The sequence below is a fragment of the Bradyrhizobium forestalis genome (assembly GCF_002795245.1).
GTDB lineage: Bacteria > Pseudomonadota > Alphaproteobacteria > Rhizobiales > Xanthobacteraceae > Bradyrhizobium > Bradyrhizobium forestalis.
The window spans coordinates 98,968-112,513 of the sequence record NZ_PGVG01000024.1 but is presented as its reverse complement, the minus strand read 5'-3'; the positions used below and the strand labels follow the sequence as shown (position 1 = coordinate 112,513).

At 64.3% G+C, this 13,546-nt stretch carries 14 protein-coding genes and 1 pseudogene; 8 read left to right on the top strand and 7 right to left on the bottom strand.

What is annotated here, in order from left to right:
* The 3 genes and pseudogenes from CVM73_RS25620 to CVM73_RS25610 all read right to left on the bottom strand — a co-directional run.
* A pseudogene (locus CVM73_RS25620) lies at nt 1-507 on the bottom strand (RNA degradosome polyphosphate kinase); the annotation flags it as partial.
* A 139-nt stretch (nt 508-646) separates the two neighbouring features.
* A complete protein-coding gene (locus CVM73_RS25615; protein WP_100234619.1) occupies nt 647-1,324 on the bottom strand; it encodes a P-loop NTPase family protein in 678 nt (225 codons plus the stop codon).
* A gap of 124 nt (nt 1,325-1,448) precedes the next feature.
* Nucleotides 1,449-1,991, bottom strand: a complete 543-nt coding sequence (locus CVM73_RS25610) for a CDP-alcohol phosphatidyltransferase family protein (protein ID WP_100234618.1) — start codon at nt 1,989-1,991, stop codon at nt 1,449-1,451.
* Nucleotides 1,992-2,148: 157 nt separating this feature from the next.
* Between CVM73_RS25610 and purM the strand changes: the two genes are divergently transcribed.
* Together purM and purN are read left to right on the top strand one after the other, a co-directional pair.
* Complete coding sequence (gene purM, locus CVM73_RS25605) at nt 2,149-3,222, top strand: phosphoribosylformylglycinamidine cyclo-ligase (RefSeq protein ID WP_100234601.1); 1,074 nt, start codon at nt 2,149-2,151, stop codon at nt 3,220-3,222.
* A gap of 14 nt (nt 3,223-3,236) precedes the next feature.
* Complete coding sequence (gene purN / locus CVM73_RS25600; protein WP_167407047.1) at nt 3,237-3,890, top strand: phosphoribosylglycinamide formyltransferase; 654 nt, start codon at nt 3,237-3,239, stop codon at nt 3,888-3,890.
* An 85-nt stretch (nt 3,891-3,975) separates the two neighbouring features.
* Here the strand turns inward: purN and CVM73_RS25595 are convergent, their stop codons facing one another.
* A complete protein-coding gene (locus CVM73_RS25595) occupies nt 3,976-4,182 on the bottom strand; it encodes a cold-shock protein (RefSeq protein WP_024338088.1) in 207 nt (68 codons plus the stop codon).
* Between the two features lie 378 nt (nt 4,183-4,560).
* Between CVM73_RS25595 and CVM73_RS25585 the strand changes: the two genes are divergently transcribed.
* The gene (locus CVM73_RS25585; RefSeq protein WP_100234600.1) at nt 4,561-5,718 is read left to right on the top strand and encodes an autotransporter outer membrane beta-barrel domain-containing protein; all 1,158 of its coding nucleotides are present in this window, start codon (nt 4,561-4,563) and stop codon (nt 5,716-5,718) included.
* Between the two features lie 18 nt (nt 5,719-5,736).
* On the opposite strand, the gene CVM73_RS25580 is transcribed toward CVM73_RS25585, so the two are convergent.
* Complete coding sequence (locus tag CVM73_RS25580) at nt 5,737-6,777, bottom strand: LysR family transcriptional regulator (RefSeq protein WP_100234599.1); 1,041 nt, start codon at nt 6,775-6,777, stop codon at nt 5,737-5,739.
* A 71-nt stretch (nt 6,778-6,848) separates the two neighbouring features.
* Between CVM73_RS25580 and CVM73_RS25575 the strand changes: the two genes are divergently transcribed.
* The 5 genes from CVM73_RS25575 (at nt 6,849) to CVM73_RS25560 (ending at nt 10,446) form a co-directional block, all read left to right on the top strand.
* Complete coding sequence (locus CVM73_RS25575) at nt 6,849-7,466, top strand: hypothetical protein (RefSeq protein ID WP_167407046.1); 618 nt, start codon at nt 6,849-6,851, stop codon at nt 7,464-7,466.
* Nucleotides 7,453-8,073, top strand: a complete 621-nt coding sequence (locus CVM73_RS25570) for a GNAT family N-acetyltransferase (RefSeq protein WP_091892890.1) — start codon at nt 7,453-7,455, stop codon at nt 8,071-8,073. Before CVM73_RS25575 ends, CVM73_RS25570 begins: the two co-directional genes overlap by 14 nt.
* Before the next feature lie 25 nt (nt 8,074-8,098).
* A complete protein-coding gene (locus CVM73_RS25565) occupies nt 8,099-8,662 on the top strand; it encodes an isochorismatase family protein (RefSeq protein ID WP_100234597.1) in 564 nt (187 codons plus the stop codon).
* Between the two features lie 59 nt (nt 8,663-8,721).
* Nucleotides 8,722-8,862 carry a hypothetical protein gene (locus CVM73_RS40495; protein ID WP_167407037.1) on the top strand — a complete coding sequence of 47 codons (141 nt, stop codon included), beginning with the start codon at nt 8,722-8,724 and terminating at the stop codon, nt 8,860-8,862.
* 201 nt (nt 8,863-9,063) lie between these two features.
* Entirely contained in the window at nt 9,064-10,446 is a 1,383-nt protein-coding gene (locus tag CVM73_RS25560) for an aspartate aminotransferase family protein (RefSeq protein ID WP_100234596.1), read from the top strand.
* Between the two features lie 204 nt (nt 10,447-10,650).
* Here CVM73_RS25560 and rnd read toward each other — a convergent pair whose 3' ends face one another.
* Nucleotides 10,651-11,799, bottom strand: a complete 1,149-nt coding sequence (gene rnd, locus CVM73_RS25555; RefSeq protein ID WP_100234595.1) for a ribonuclease D — start codon at nt 11,797-11,799, stop codon at nt 10,651-10,653.
* A 416-nt stretch (nt 11,800-12,215) separates the two neighbouring features.
* Complete coding sequence (locus CVM73_RS25550; protein ID WP_100234594.1) at nt 12,216-13,538, bottom strand: ABC transporter substrate-binding protein; 1,323 nt, start codon at nt 13,536-13,538, stop codon at nt 12,216-12,218.
* Nucleotides 13,539-13,546: the final 8 nt, after the last annotated feature.

Below are 13,546 nucleotides of genomic sequence, written 5' to 3'. Positions count from 1 at the left end.
GGGGTGGGCGGGGTCGATCGCGAGCGGCGTCAGCAGCGGGAAGACGTTGTTGAGGAAGTAGTCCTCGACCCAGGTCCGTTCCGCCTTGGTGACGTCCTTGCCGTCCACCAGCACGATGCCGACATCGGCCAGCGTGCCGCGCAGGTCGCGCCAGATCGCCTGCTGGTCGGAGGCGAGCTGGGAGACGGTGCGGTTGATCAGTGCGAGTTGCTCCGACGGCGTCAGACCGTCGGGGCTGCGCTCCGCGATGCCCTCGCGCACCTGGGCCTTGATGCCGGCGACGCGGACCATGAAGAACTCGTCGAGGTTATTCGCCGAAATCGACAGGAATCGCACCCGCTCCAGCACGGGATGGTTGGGATTGACCGATTCCTCGAGGACGCGGCGGTTGAAATGCAGCCAGGACAGCTCGCGGTTGATGAACCGTTCGGGGCTGGATGCGATCGCCGGCAGGCCCTCGGTTTCCGGGGCTTTCTCTTTGGTTTCAACAGCTTGCGCAGAGTCCATCAGAAGTCGATCCATCCAGTTCACCCCAATTGCGACTTACGCGCAAAATCGGCGGGAGCATGTGTTAGAGCGATGACGTTTCGATGACATTGATGTTCCGCCGCTCCGCTGCGTCAAGCGGGCTTCAGGGGCGAGCCGGTCAGGCGTCCCGCAGCAGCTCGGCGGCCAGCGCCCGGGTGACGGGCCGGCCGAGGCGCAGGGCCTCGCTGTCGAGCAGCTCCACGGCGTGCCGCGCGGCCGCCGAGGACCGCTCCAGGCGGGTTGCGAGGTAGCCGACCACGCTCTCGTCCACGGTGAGCTGGCGGTCGGCGCAGAACTTGACGATCAGGCCGCGGAAGAGCTGGTCGTCGGGGGGCAGCAGAGCGACCACCGGAACGGTGCGCAGACGCGAGCGCAGGTCGCGAAGTTCGATCTCCAGCGCGGCCGGCGTCTCGCGTCCGGTGAACAGGACGTAGGCGCCGTCCTCGCGGGCGAGGTTCATCAGGTGAAACAGGGCGCGCTCGTCAAAATCCTTGGCCTTGAGATCCTCGACCACCAGCGCGCCGGTGGCGAGCGCCCCGGGAACGCCAGCGGAGGTCAGTGCATTGGCGGTGGTCGAGCGGGCGCCTGCTTCCTCGGCCCAGATCGCGGCGAGATGGCTCTTGCCGCTGCCTTCCGGGCCGGCCAGCCACATGATCCGGTTCGGCCATTCCGGCCAGCTGTCGATCAGGCCGAGACCGGCCGCATTGGCGGGGCCTTCGAGGAAGTTGTCCCGGCTGAGGCTCTCCGCGTGCGGAAGTGCAAACGCCAATTGTCGGGGATGAACGCGGCCTGCCACGCTTGCTTTGCTCCATGCCGGCGCGCCGGCCCTGTTGACGAGGTTCGACTTGATCGTGCGGGACTTGATCTTGCAGGACTTGATCTTGCAGGACTTGGCCTTTTGCAGGGCCGCATCCCCCACCTCATTTGGCCTCGATCGTGCTCATGTGCCGCAGCCACTCGACCAGATAGAGCGACACGGAAGAGAGCGTGAAGACCGTCACGAGACCCATCAGGATGATATCATAAGGCGCGGGCTTGAAGCCGAAGGCAAGCGCCGCCAGCACCAAGGCCGCGAATGCTACTTGTGCGACCGTGTTGAGCTTGGACACTTTCGACGGCTTCATCTCGACGGGCCGGTCGAACAACCAGGACACGATCACGGCGGTGACGATCATGATGTCGCGCGAGACCACCAGGATCACGATCCAGCGCGGAATCGCGCCCCAGATGCCGAGCGCCATGTAGATCGAGACCAGCAGCGCCTTGTCCGCGAGCGGATCGAGCAGGGCGCCGAGCTCGCTCGTCATGTTGAAGCGCTTGGCCAAAAATCCGTCCACGGCATCACTGATGCCGGCGATCAGGAAGACGGCAAACGCCACCTCCATTTGGCTCGACACGATAGCCCAGACGATGATCGGGACCAGCATGATGCGGCCCAGGGTAATGATGTTCGGAATACTCACGAAAGCGCTTCCCGGCACCCGGTCTGACCTCGAATCCGGCCCCTCGGGAGGCTGAACCGGTTGATATCTCTACATAGTATAGGGAGGAGCGCCATGCGAGCCATTGCGCGTCCCCGGAATTCGACGTAACCAGCCGCGAAACCACTGGAAATCGGGCATGACCGACCGCAAAAACGGCCTCACTTACGCCGATTCAGGCGTCGATATCGACGCGGGCAACCGATTGGTCGACCTGATCAAGCCGATGGTGCGCGCCACCGCTCGGCCCGGCGCCGACGCCGAGATCGGCGGGTTCGGCGGCCTGTTCGACCTCAAGGCGGCCGGTTTCAAGGACCCGGTCCTCGTGGCCGCGACCGACGGTGTCGGCACCAAGGTCAAGATCGCGATCGAGACCGGCCTGCATGGCGGCATCGGCATCGACCTCGTCGCCATGAGCGTCAACGACCTCGTGGTGCAGGGCGCCGAGCCGCTGTTTTTCCTGGATTATTTCGCTTGCGGCAAGCTCGACCCGGAGGCCACCGCCGCGATCGTCGCGGGCGTTGCGGAGGGCTGCCGCGAATCCGGCTGCGCCCTGATCGGCGGCGAGACCGCCGAGATGCCCGGCCTCTACAAGGACGGCGACTATGACCTCGGCGGCTTTGCCGTCGGCGCCGCCGAGCGCGGTACGCTGCTGCCGCGCCAGGACATCGCGGCGGGCGATGCCGTGATCGGTCTTGCCTCGTCGGGCGTACATTCCAACGGCTTCTCGCTGGTGCGCAAGATCGTGGAACAATCCGGTCTCGGCTTCGCGGCGCAGGCGCCGTTCGCGCCCGTGATGACGCTCGGCGGCGCGCTGCTGACGCCGACGCGGCTCTACGTCAAATCCTGCCTGCGCGCGATCCGCGAGACCGGCGCGGTGAAGGGGCTTGCTCACATCACGGGCGGCGGCTTCACCGACAACATCCCGCGCGTCCTGCCCAAGCATCTCGGCGTCGGCATCGACCTCACCCGCCTGCCGGTGCTGCCGGTGTTCAAATGGCTGGCCGCACAGGCCGGCATCGCCGAGCTTGAGATGCTGCGCACCTTCAACTGCGGCATCGGAATGATTGCGATCGTCGAGCCCGACAAGGTCGAGCAGGTCGTGCAGGTCTTCACCGATGCCGGCGAGACCGTGGCGCAGCTCGGCACCGTGATCCCGGCCGAGGGCGAGCACCGCGTCGTCTATGACGGCCACCTCGACCTGGCACTGTAATGACTGGCGCTGTGATGAAGCGTCGTGTCGCTATCCTGATCTCCGGGCGCGGCTCCAACATGGCCGCGCTGATCAGGGCAGCTGCTGCCGCGGATTTCCCGGCGGAGATCTCGCTCGTCATCTCGAACAAAGCCGATGCGCTCGGGCTCGAACGGGCCAAGGCGAGCGGCGTCAACACGCTGGTGATCGAGAGCAAGCCGTTCGGCAAGGACCGCGCCGGCTTCGAAAAGGTGCTGCAGGCCGCGCTCGACCAGCACGGCATCGAGCTGATCTGTCTTGGCGGCTTCATGCGCCTGTTCACGGCCGAGTTCACAAAAGCCTGGTACGGGCGGATGCTCAACATCCATCCCTCGCTGCTGCCGTTGTTCCCCGGCCTCGACCCGCACGGCCAGGCGTTGCGCGCCGGCGTCAAACTGTCTGGCGCGACGGTGCACTTCGTCATCCCCGAGACCGACGCCGGCCCAATCGTGATGCAGGGCGCGGTTCCCGTCAGCGACTACGATACCGCCGATACGCTGTCGGAGCGCATCCTCGAGGTCGAGCACCGCATCTATCCCGAGGCGCTGCGGCTGCTCGCGATCGGCAAGGTCCGTATCGAAGGCGATGTGTGCAAGACGGATGGCAGCGGGCCGTCGGAGAATTTTTTGGTTGCGCCGGTGGTAGGCTGAAGCGCCGTCGCGTTTGGTGCTCAAACAAAATCCCCCGGCAGAGCCGGGGGCAACGTCATGATCTCTCGCGTTCAGTTGAGAGACATCAGGAGACCTTGAGGTTCTCCGCGGATGATTTGCCGCGGTTCTCCACGAGGTCGAATTCAACCACTTGGTTCTCATTGAGGGTTGAGAGTCCGGCACGCTCGACGGCGGAGATGTGGACGAACACGTCCTTGTCGCCGCCGTTCGGCTTGATGAACCCATAGCCCTTGGTCGGGTTGAACCATTTGACGGTGCCCTTTTGCGGCATCGCTCGTCTCCTCCACTAGATACAAAAAAGACGCGGCCGCTTTTCGCGTGCCACGCCACAAACGGGCTTCCGGAAGTCTGTTCGAGTCTTGAGGGTCAATGTCGCGAAACGCACAGCTAAGCGGCCAATTCCGATTGTGACCGATATTGCAACATGAAAACCGCCCGCTAGCAAGCTGCGTGCGGATTTCAAGACCGGACCAGGTGTCTTCAAACGCAATTTGCGACCTGTGGCAGCGGAACCACAATTGGTGCAATAGCCTCGGCCTTCATGCGCCAACCGGTTGACCCTCCGTGGCAGTTCGGCACAAATCGCCGCAAGCGTCGCAGACCGTGTTGCATTTTTGCGCGCCGCCACTTTGCTTCGGGATTCATCGTCATGTGCTGCGCCGCGCAGCTCTCCAGGACACGACAGACGATCGGGCTGGACCGCGTCCGCCGGATCGCGGCTGCGCTTGCCATGGCGTTTGCGCTGGTCGTGATGATGGCGGCAGCGACGCCCAGCTTCGCCCAAAGCCCGACGCCCACGCCGACCCCGACGCCCACGCCGTCACCGACCCCGATTCCGTCGCCGACGTCGACGAATTACGATCAGTCAGCCGGCAGCAGCGCGCTCAATCTCGGCTCGGGCTTCCTGGAACGGCTCGGCAACCAGGCATCCGGCGGCGTCAACCGGGCGTTCCGCACCAATCCCGGCGGCGGCGGCGCGTCGGCGAGCACGGAAGATCCGCGCTACCGCACCTGGTTCGAGGGCTACGGCCTCTCGGTCCGGACCGATGCGCAAGGCGATTTTGTCGGCGACAAGCGCAAGACCTTTGGCGGCGTCGCCGGCTTCGGCGCGCGACTCGCGCCCGGCGTCAATGTCGGATTCTCCATCGACCAGAGCCACACCGACATCGACGTGCCGCTGGCGCTGCAGTCCGCAACGCTCGACCTGACCCAGCTCGGGTTCAGCGGCTCGGTCGACAAGGGCCCATGGACCTGGGCCTTTGCCGTGGTGCACGGCTTCGGCAAGGTCCGTTCCAGCCGCGACACCGGCCTTGGCCTTGCGACCGCGGGCTATCGCGCCGCCATCGACGGCGCGCTGACCGAGATCAGCTATTACTGGACCAAGGACCAGATGCGCATCGTGCCCAAGGGCGCGCTGGAATATGTGCGCGCCACCAGCGCCGCGTTCCAGGAGACAGGCGGTCTCGACCCGCTCAACGTCGGCTCGACGGCGCTCTCGCGCGCGCGCATCATGATCGGGGCCGAGATCGGCCGCTATTTCATCGTCGAGCAGAAGATTCTGGACCTGTCAGCCTACGGCAAGTTCGTCGATAATTTTCACCAGGACCTGGGATCGATTCAGGTCAGCCTGGGGGCCCAGAACATCATTGTCCCCGGCATCGGCGAGAGCCGTTACGGCGTGGATGCCGGTGGCTCGGCTTCGCTCAGCCTGACCAACGTGGCGCGGCTTTACGTCAATTACGACAGCAAGTTCCGCAACGAGCTCACCTCGCACCAGGGTACGCTCGGCTTCGAATACAAATGGTGAGCTGACGCTCGCCTGCGTTTAGGTCGGCGTCGTCGCCACATAGCCCGTCAAGCCAAAGCCCTCGCGCGCCGCCGTCATCATCGGCACCAGCGCGTTCGGATGGATGAACTCGTCGCGGAAGCAGGGATAGGTCCTGGCATCGAAGATCTTCTTCAGCCAGTCGACCACGATCTTGTGCCGCTCGGAGGTGCGGAACTCCTTGTGATAGGTGAGCCAGAGATCGGCGTGGTGGCTGACGCCGAGATCGACGGCAACGAGCGGCGCACCGAGCGCGATCGACACCGTCGGCAGGAAGCCGATGCCGGCGCCGCGCTCCACCGCATAGAGCACGCCGACCGAGGAGTTGGTCTTGATCCCGACGATGCCTTCCAGCGATTGCAACCCGAGCACGCGGGCATAGGCGCCGTCGTCGACCTGCGGCGCGCTCTGCTTGATGATGCGGTGGTTCTTCAATTCGGCGAGCGTTGCCGGCACGCCGTAGAGGCTTTCGTACTCCTTGGACACGAAGGGATAGATGTGGAGGCGGCCGAGCTTGGCGACGATCAGATCGGGATTGGTCGGCGGCTCGAGCTGGATCGCGATATCGGATTCGAGCCGCGCGACGTCGGCCTGCTCCATCGCGCAGCGAAGGTCGACGGTGATCTTGCGGTAGGTCTTCTGGAAATCGATCAGTCGCGGCAGGATCCAGAAATTGCCGGGGCCTTCCGTCACCGCGACGCGCACGGTGCCTGTGGTGTCGTTCGACGATCGCGAGGCGCGGCGGAAGACATTGAAGGCATGACGCTCCATATGGGTGACGTCGGCGATCATCGCGGTGCCTTCATCGCTGAGCGTGAGCCCGCTCTGGTCGCGCAGGAACAGCTTGCACCCGATGCTCTCTTCGAGCCGGTCGATGCGGCGCATCAGGGTGGTGGAGGTGAGCCCGAGCTCTTCGGCGGCATTACGAAAACTTTTATATTTTGCGCACGCTAAAAACAGCTTCAAATCATCCCAGGACGCGCCCAGGGCTTCTTCACGGTGCTGCATGATCGCAGCACCCCGGTGCAATAACTGCTGCATACTCCTGATCCCCAACCGCTAAGCTCATCATCATAGCGGGGCATGAAAGCCTCGAACGATAGAGGCGTGATATGAGTATGGAAAGGGGCTCGTTTGCCGCAAGGCATGATTTCGATGCCTTGCCGCTGAGCCCGGAAGTCGACGTCCGCTGTGCGCAATTTTCCGAAATTGCGGCGCTTTCGGAGATGGCGCACCGGCTGGTGCCGGGCGTGGAGATCGGCGCAGCGGAGCTTGCGAGATACTTCACTCTCGATCCTCAGAGCATCCTGACGTTCAGCCGGAAAGGCAAGCTCGTCGGCGGCATGGCCTTCCTGTTCCTCAATGACCGCGGACACGACGCGCTGCTGCTCGACGAGATCTGCCTCACCGCGCCCGAGATGCGTTATCTCGCATCGGCGAACGAAGACGTCGCTGCCATCTACATCTGGGCGATCGCGGCGACGGGCCGAGGCATCGCCGGTCTCGGCAAGGCCGCGGCTCACCTGCGCCAGATAAGGTTTCGCGGCGCGGATTGCTATGCGCAACCGTCAACGGTGGCCGGACGAGATATCATGAAGGCGACAGGCTTTGCGCCCGTCCCGAGCTTCCAACCCGACCTCTGGTGCTACGAGCGCCCCTGGCATCGGCAGCCGATGCGCATGCCAGGCGCGATCATCCAAGCAAGGAGCTTTGCAGATGCACGGTACTAGGATTCCTCTCGCCAAGCCCGACTCCCGCGCCATCACCATCCGCCTCGCGCGCGATCCCAGCGATCTCATGCTGGTGACCGCGATCCGCTCGGCGGTCTATCTCGCTGAGCAGGATTGTCCGTTCGAGGAGGAGTTCGACGGCAATGACATGGTCGCCGCGCATTTCATCGGCTTCGTCGGCAACGAGCCTGCGGGCTGCCTGAGAGTGCGCTTCTTCGGCGATTTCGCCAAGGTGGAGCGGCTCGCGGTGCGGCACCAATATCGGCGCTCGCGCGTCTCCTTCAAGCTGGTGCAGGCCAGTGTCGACTATGTGAAGCGCAAGGGTTTTCGCAAGATCTACGGCCAGGCGCAGGACCGGCTGGTCGATTTCTGGGCCCATTTCGGCGCCAAGCCGCTCGGTCACAACCGCAAGATCACCTTCTCCGATTTCTCCTACACGGAGATGCTGCTGGAGATCGAGCCGGGCCCGGACGCCATCACGCTGGACAGCGATCCCTATGTGATCATCCGTCCCGAGGGCGATTGGGACCGGCCTGGCGTGCTCGATGCCTCGGCGGGGCGGGCGGTGACCTCACCGCTGCGGGACCTCGCACTCGCCGACCGCTGAAACGGGTGCAGCCGCGCGCAACAAAATGCTGGCTTCCATCCACGATGATCCGCCGATCCTGGTCTGTGCGGATCTTCAGGTCGAGTACCTGACCCCCGGCCGCCGCCACGTCATCCTCGATGGTGACGCGGCGACGGCGCGCTGCCTGGAACTCCTGACGCTGTGGCGCGGCAATCTGTGGCCGGTGATGCATCTGAAGCGCATCGCGCAGGCGGCCTGGTTCAATCCGGCATCCAGGCTGACCGATTGGATCAAGCAGACCAAGCCGCGGCCGGGAGAGATGACGTTCGAGCACCCGCTGCCGTCCGCCTACAGCTCGTCGCGGTTTGTGGACTATATGTCCAGTATCCGCACCACGCGCTGCATTCTGGTCGGCTTTTCCCTGGACGAGACCATCCTGGCCACCGCGATCGACGGGTTTCACCGCAGCCATCGCTACCAGGTGGTCACTGACGCCGTGGCGTGCCGGCAGCCGGGCACCGACGATGCCGCCGCCTACAGGCATGCGGTAGTGAATGTCATCGGGAACTTTGCTACAATTCAATCCAGCGCCGAACTGATCAGAGCCAGCGGTGCCGTTGCGGTGTAGGCGGCCGCGACCGGTGGATGGGGTGACAATTGTCCCGGGGAGACGAGCTCAGGGAGCTAGTGAGCGATCTGTCGCGTGCCGCCGAGAAGGCGCGCAGGCTTGGGCTGCCCACGACAGTCTATTTGCTCTCGATGGCGCTGGTGGAGGTGAGGGAGGCCGTTGCCGCCACCGACGATGGGGACGACGACGGCGCAGCGTGAGGACTGCCCCCACTGCGGTCCTGTCATGTGCGGCTTTGTGCAACGCTGCTGAGCGCTTGCTGCCGACACATTGGCGTTGCAAGTTCTGCGCTGTCGCAATAGCCAAGTATCTTGAGCCAAGTATCTTGAGCCAAGTATCTCGATCATCGAGTGATGACGCCGGCTCTGCCTGCGCCGTGACGCTTTCAAGGATCTCCGCAAATGTCCATGCTGCCCAATTCGCAAGAGGCCAGGGATGTGGCCTATCAGCTCCATCCCTACACCAACGCGCGCACCCATCAGCAGGCCGGTCCGCTGGTGATCGAGCGCGGCGAGGGGCCTTATGTGTTCGATGCGACGGGCAAGCGCTATTTTGAGGCGATGGCGGGCCTCTGGAGCGTCGGGCTCGGCTTCAACGAGAAACGGCTGGTCGAGGCGGCGCACAAGCAGATGCAGGCGTTGCCGTTCTACCACACGTTCTCCGCCAAATCGCATGGGCCCTCGATCGACCTCGCCGAGAAGCTGGTCGCGCTCGCGCCTGTTACGATGAGCAAGGTGTTCTTCACCAATTCCGGCTCGGAAGCGAACGACACGGTGTTGAAGCTGATCGCCTATCGCTCCAACGCGCTCGGCCAGCCCCAGCGCAAGAAAGTGATCAGCCGCCTGCGCGCTTATCACGGCGTCACCATCGCGTCCGCCAGTCTCACCGGCCTTCCGAACAACCACCGCTCGTTCGACTTGCCGCTGCCGAACATCCTCCACACAGGCTCGCCGCATTTTTATAAGGACGGCGCGCCCGGCGAGAGCGAGGAGGCCTTCGCGAGCCGCCGGGCGGAGGAGCTCGACGCCCTGATCCAGAAGGAAGGGCCGGATACGATCGCGGCCTTCTTCGGTGAGCCGGTGATGGGGGCGGGCGGCGTCGTCGTTCCGCCGGCGACCTATTGGGACAAGATCCAGAAGGTCCTGAAGAAGTACGACATCCTGCTGGTCGCCGACGAGGTGATCTGCGGCTTCGGCCGCACCGGCAAGATGTTCGGCTGTGACACCTATGGCATCAAGCCGGACGCGATGGTGGTCTCCAAGCAGATCACCTCGAGCTATTTCCCGCTGTCGGCGATCATCCTGAACGATCGCATGTTCGAGCCGATCGCGGACGAGAGCAACAAGATCGGCGTGCTCGGCCACGGTTTCACCGCGGGCGGCCATCCGGTCGGCGCGGCGATCGCGCTGGAGAACCTCAAGATCATCGAGGAGCGCGGTCTGGTCGCGCACGCCGCCGAGCTCGGCGTCTACATGCAGGGCCGCTTACGTGAGCTCGCCAGCCATCCGCTGGTCGGTGAGGTCCGCGGCGTCGGCATGATCGCAGCGCTCGAGCTCGTGCTCGACAAGGGACGCAAGACCGCAGCGGCAACGCCCGGCGCTGTCGGCGGCATCGCCAGCCGCATGCTCCAGGAGCGCGGCGTGATCTCGCGCAACATGCTGGATGCCATCGCCATCTGCCCGCCGCTGATCACGACCAAGGCCCAGATCGACGAGCTGGTGGACGCGATCTCGGGCGTGCTGAACGACATGAAGAGCGAAGTGGCCAAGCTGACGCCGGCGTAGGCGCCGGCGCAACTCCATCGCCGTCACCCTGAGGTGCTCGCCTCTTCGGCGAGCCTCGAAGGGCGACGGCCCGACTCTCTCGGAGTGGCGGCAGCGTGGCCGCTCATCCTTCGAGGCTCCCCGCGCGATGCTTTGCATCGCGCGCCTCGCACCTCAGGATGACGGTTTTGCAGCTGTTGTGCGTTGGCAGTTGGCAGCCAACCGCTACGCCCGCTGTACCCCGATCACGCGGCCTTTTTCGATCGCCAGCGCCAGCTCGCCGCGCTTGAGCTTCAGCGCGGCGTCGCCGAACAGCTCGCGGCGCCAGCCGTGCAAGGCGGGCACGTCGGCCTCGTCGTCGGCCGCGATCTCTTCGAGATCGTCGACGGTGGCGATCACCTTGCTGGCGACCGCGTGGCGCTCGGCGGTCATGCGCAGCAGCACCTTGAGCAGCTCGACGATGGCCGCGCCGTTGGAGTTGTTGCGCGGCTTCTCCAGCTTGGGCAACGTCGCAAAATCCCGCGCCAGTCCGCGCTCGACCGCGGCGACGATATCCGCGCCCCATTTGGATTTTTCAAACCCCTTCGGCACCGAGCGCAGATGGGCGAGCTTTTCCAGGCTGGTCGGCGCGTGAGTGGCGATGTCGCGGATCGCCTCGTCGCGCAGCACGCGGCCGCGCGGCACGTCACGGCTCTGGGCTTCCTGCTCACGCCAAGCCGCGACCTCCATGAGGACGGCGAGATCCTTCGGCTTGCGCACGCGCGTCTTCAGACGCTGCCAGGCGCGCTCGGGATGGAAGTCGTAGGTCCGGGGGGAAGTGAGGACCTCCATCTCGATGGAGACCCATTCGCTGCGGCGGCGCTTCTTGAGGTCGGCGTCGAGCGCGGCGAACACGTCGCGCAAATGCGTGACGTCGGACACCGCGTAGTGCATCTGCTCCTTGGTCAGCGGTCGGCGCGACCAGTCGGTGAAGCGATGGGTCTTGTCCGGACGGTGGCCGGTGACCTTCTCGACCAGGGCGTCGTAGGCGATGCTGTCGCCGTATCCGAGCACCATTGCGGCAACCTGGGTGTCGAACACCGGATGCGGAATGATGTTGGCCTGGTGCCAGATGATCTCGATGTCCTGGCGGGCGGCGTGAAACACCTTCAGCACGCCCTCGTTGCCCATCAGCTCGAAGAACGGCTTGAGGTCGATGCCCTCGGCCAGGGCGTCGATGACCACGGCTTCCTCGGCGCTGGCCATCTGCACCACGCATAGCAGCGGGTAATAGGTGGTCTCGCGCAGAAACTCGGTATCGACGGTGATGACGGGGTGCTTGGCCAGCCGGCTGCAGGCAGCCGCGAGGTCAGCGGTGGTGGTAATCAAATCCATGAACGGCCCATGACACTTAACATCTGCCGTTCTGCCGAAAGTGCTGTGATGTCAAGGGGCTCTAAGCAAATTCGAGCCTTGCATCGGACCGGAATCGGGACTTTCCGACCAAAATCCTATTCGTAACGGACCCGCTGCGACGGTTTTCGCGCGCAGGGCAGCGCCACCACGATCACGCACATGGCGACCAGAGCCAGTCCCAGGAACTCGAAAACCAACAGATCCACGGCGAAATCTCCAGAAACATTGATAGATTTGTCGGGCGTGCGTTGAGGGTCTGTTAATTGCGATGGTTACCGGCGGCAGGCGAGACGAAATGGTGGACGGAGGGTTAATGGATTTGCGTGCGCCCCAAACGATTTCGACGCCCCGCATGGCGGAGCGCCGAATATTGTTGGTGCGATGAGCTGCCGGCCTTACGGCAGCTTCAGCGACGTCTCCGCATTGTACGGCTTCAGCGTCTCGTCGGCGGCCTTCTGGGCGGCGGCGAGGGCCTCCTTCGGCTGCTTCTTGCCGTTGAGGACCAGCATCACCTCGTCCTCGAGGTTCTTGCGGACCGGGACGGTCTTGTAGGTCGCGAACCAGGGCTTTGCGACGTCGAGCTGCTCGACGGCGGTCTTGGCGTCCGGGTTCTTGCCCAGGAAGTCGACCATCTCGGGCGTCTTGTAGGCGGCCATGTTGGGCGCGAAGTAGCCGGTGGCGCGGCTCCACCAGCCGCTCTTCTCGGGCGAGGTCATCCACTTGATCAGCGTCCAGGCGGCCTTCTGCTTGTCGGCCTCGAGCCCTGCCGGCATGATCAGCGAGGCGCCGCCGATCGGCACCGCGTTGCGAACGTTGCGCGGGATGAAGGCGACCTTGTAGGCGAACTTGGCGTTATCGCGCACGTAAGTGAGCGAACCCGTCGACAGCATCATCATCGCGGCATTGCCGGAGATGAAGGAGGTGCTGACGGCAGGGCCGGGCGTGGCGCCGGGGGTGTGGACCTTGTGCTTATAGATGAGATCGTTCCACCAGGTGAGCGCACCTAACATCGAGGGCGTGTCGTAATAGACTTCGCCGCCGAACTCCTCGTTGTAGTAGCGCCCGCCATTGCTCATGGTGAGCGTCTCCATCATCCAGCCGCAATAGTCGTAGGCACAGGGGATCGCGATGCCCCATTGGGTCACCTTGTCGCCGTCGCGCTTGGTGAGCTTCTTGGCCCAGTCGGTGAGCTCGGCCCAGGTCTGCGGCGGCTTGCTCGGATCGAGGCCGGCTTCCTTGGCCTTGTCGGCGTTGATGTAGAGCAGCGGCGTCGAATTGTGGAACGGCACGCCGTAGACCGAGCGGTTGATCACCGCGTTGCCCTGCAGCGCCGGGAAGAACTGGCCCAGGAACTTCTCCTTGGTGGAGCCGTCCGCAGCGATCAGGCTGTCGAGATTGGTGAGCTCGTTCTCGATCTGCATGTCGAGCAGGAAGTTCGCCGACATGATCACGGCGGCCGGCGGCTTGCCGGCCTTGATCGCAGCACGCGTCTTGATCAGCGTGTCGTCATAGGAGCCGGTGTAGACCGCGGTCGCCTTGACGTCGGGATGGGTCTCGTTGAACTCCTTGATCAGGGTGCCCATGTCGCGGGCGAGCTTGCCGTCGACGGGGACGGGGAAGAACAGGTCGACCTCGGTCGGACCTTCGCCGGCGAGAGCGGGGAAGGCGAGGGCGCCTGCCATTGCGAGGCCGAGCATGAGCCTGCGGGAGAACAGCATCGGAAAAT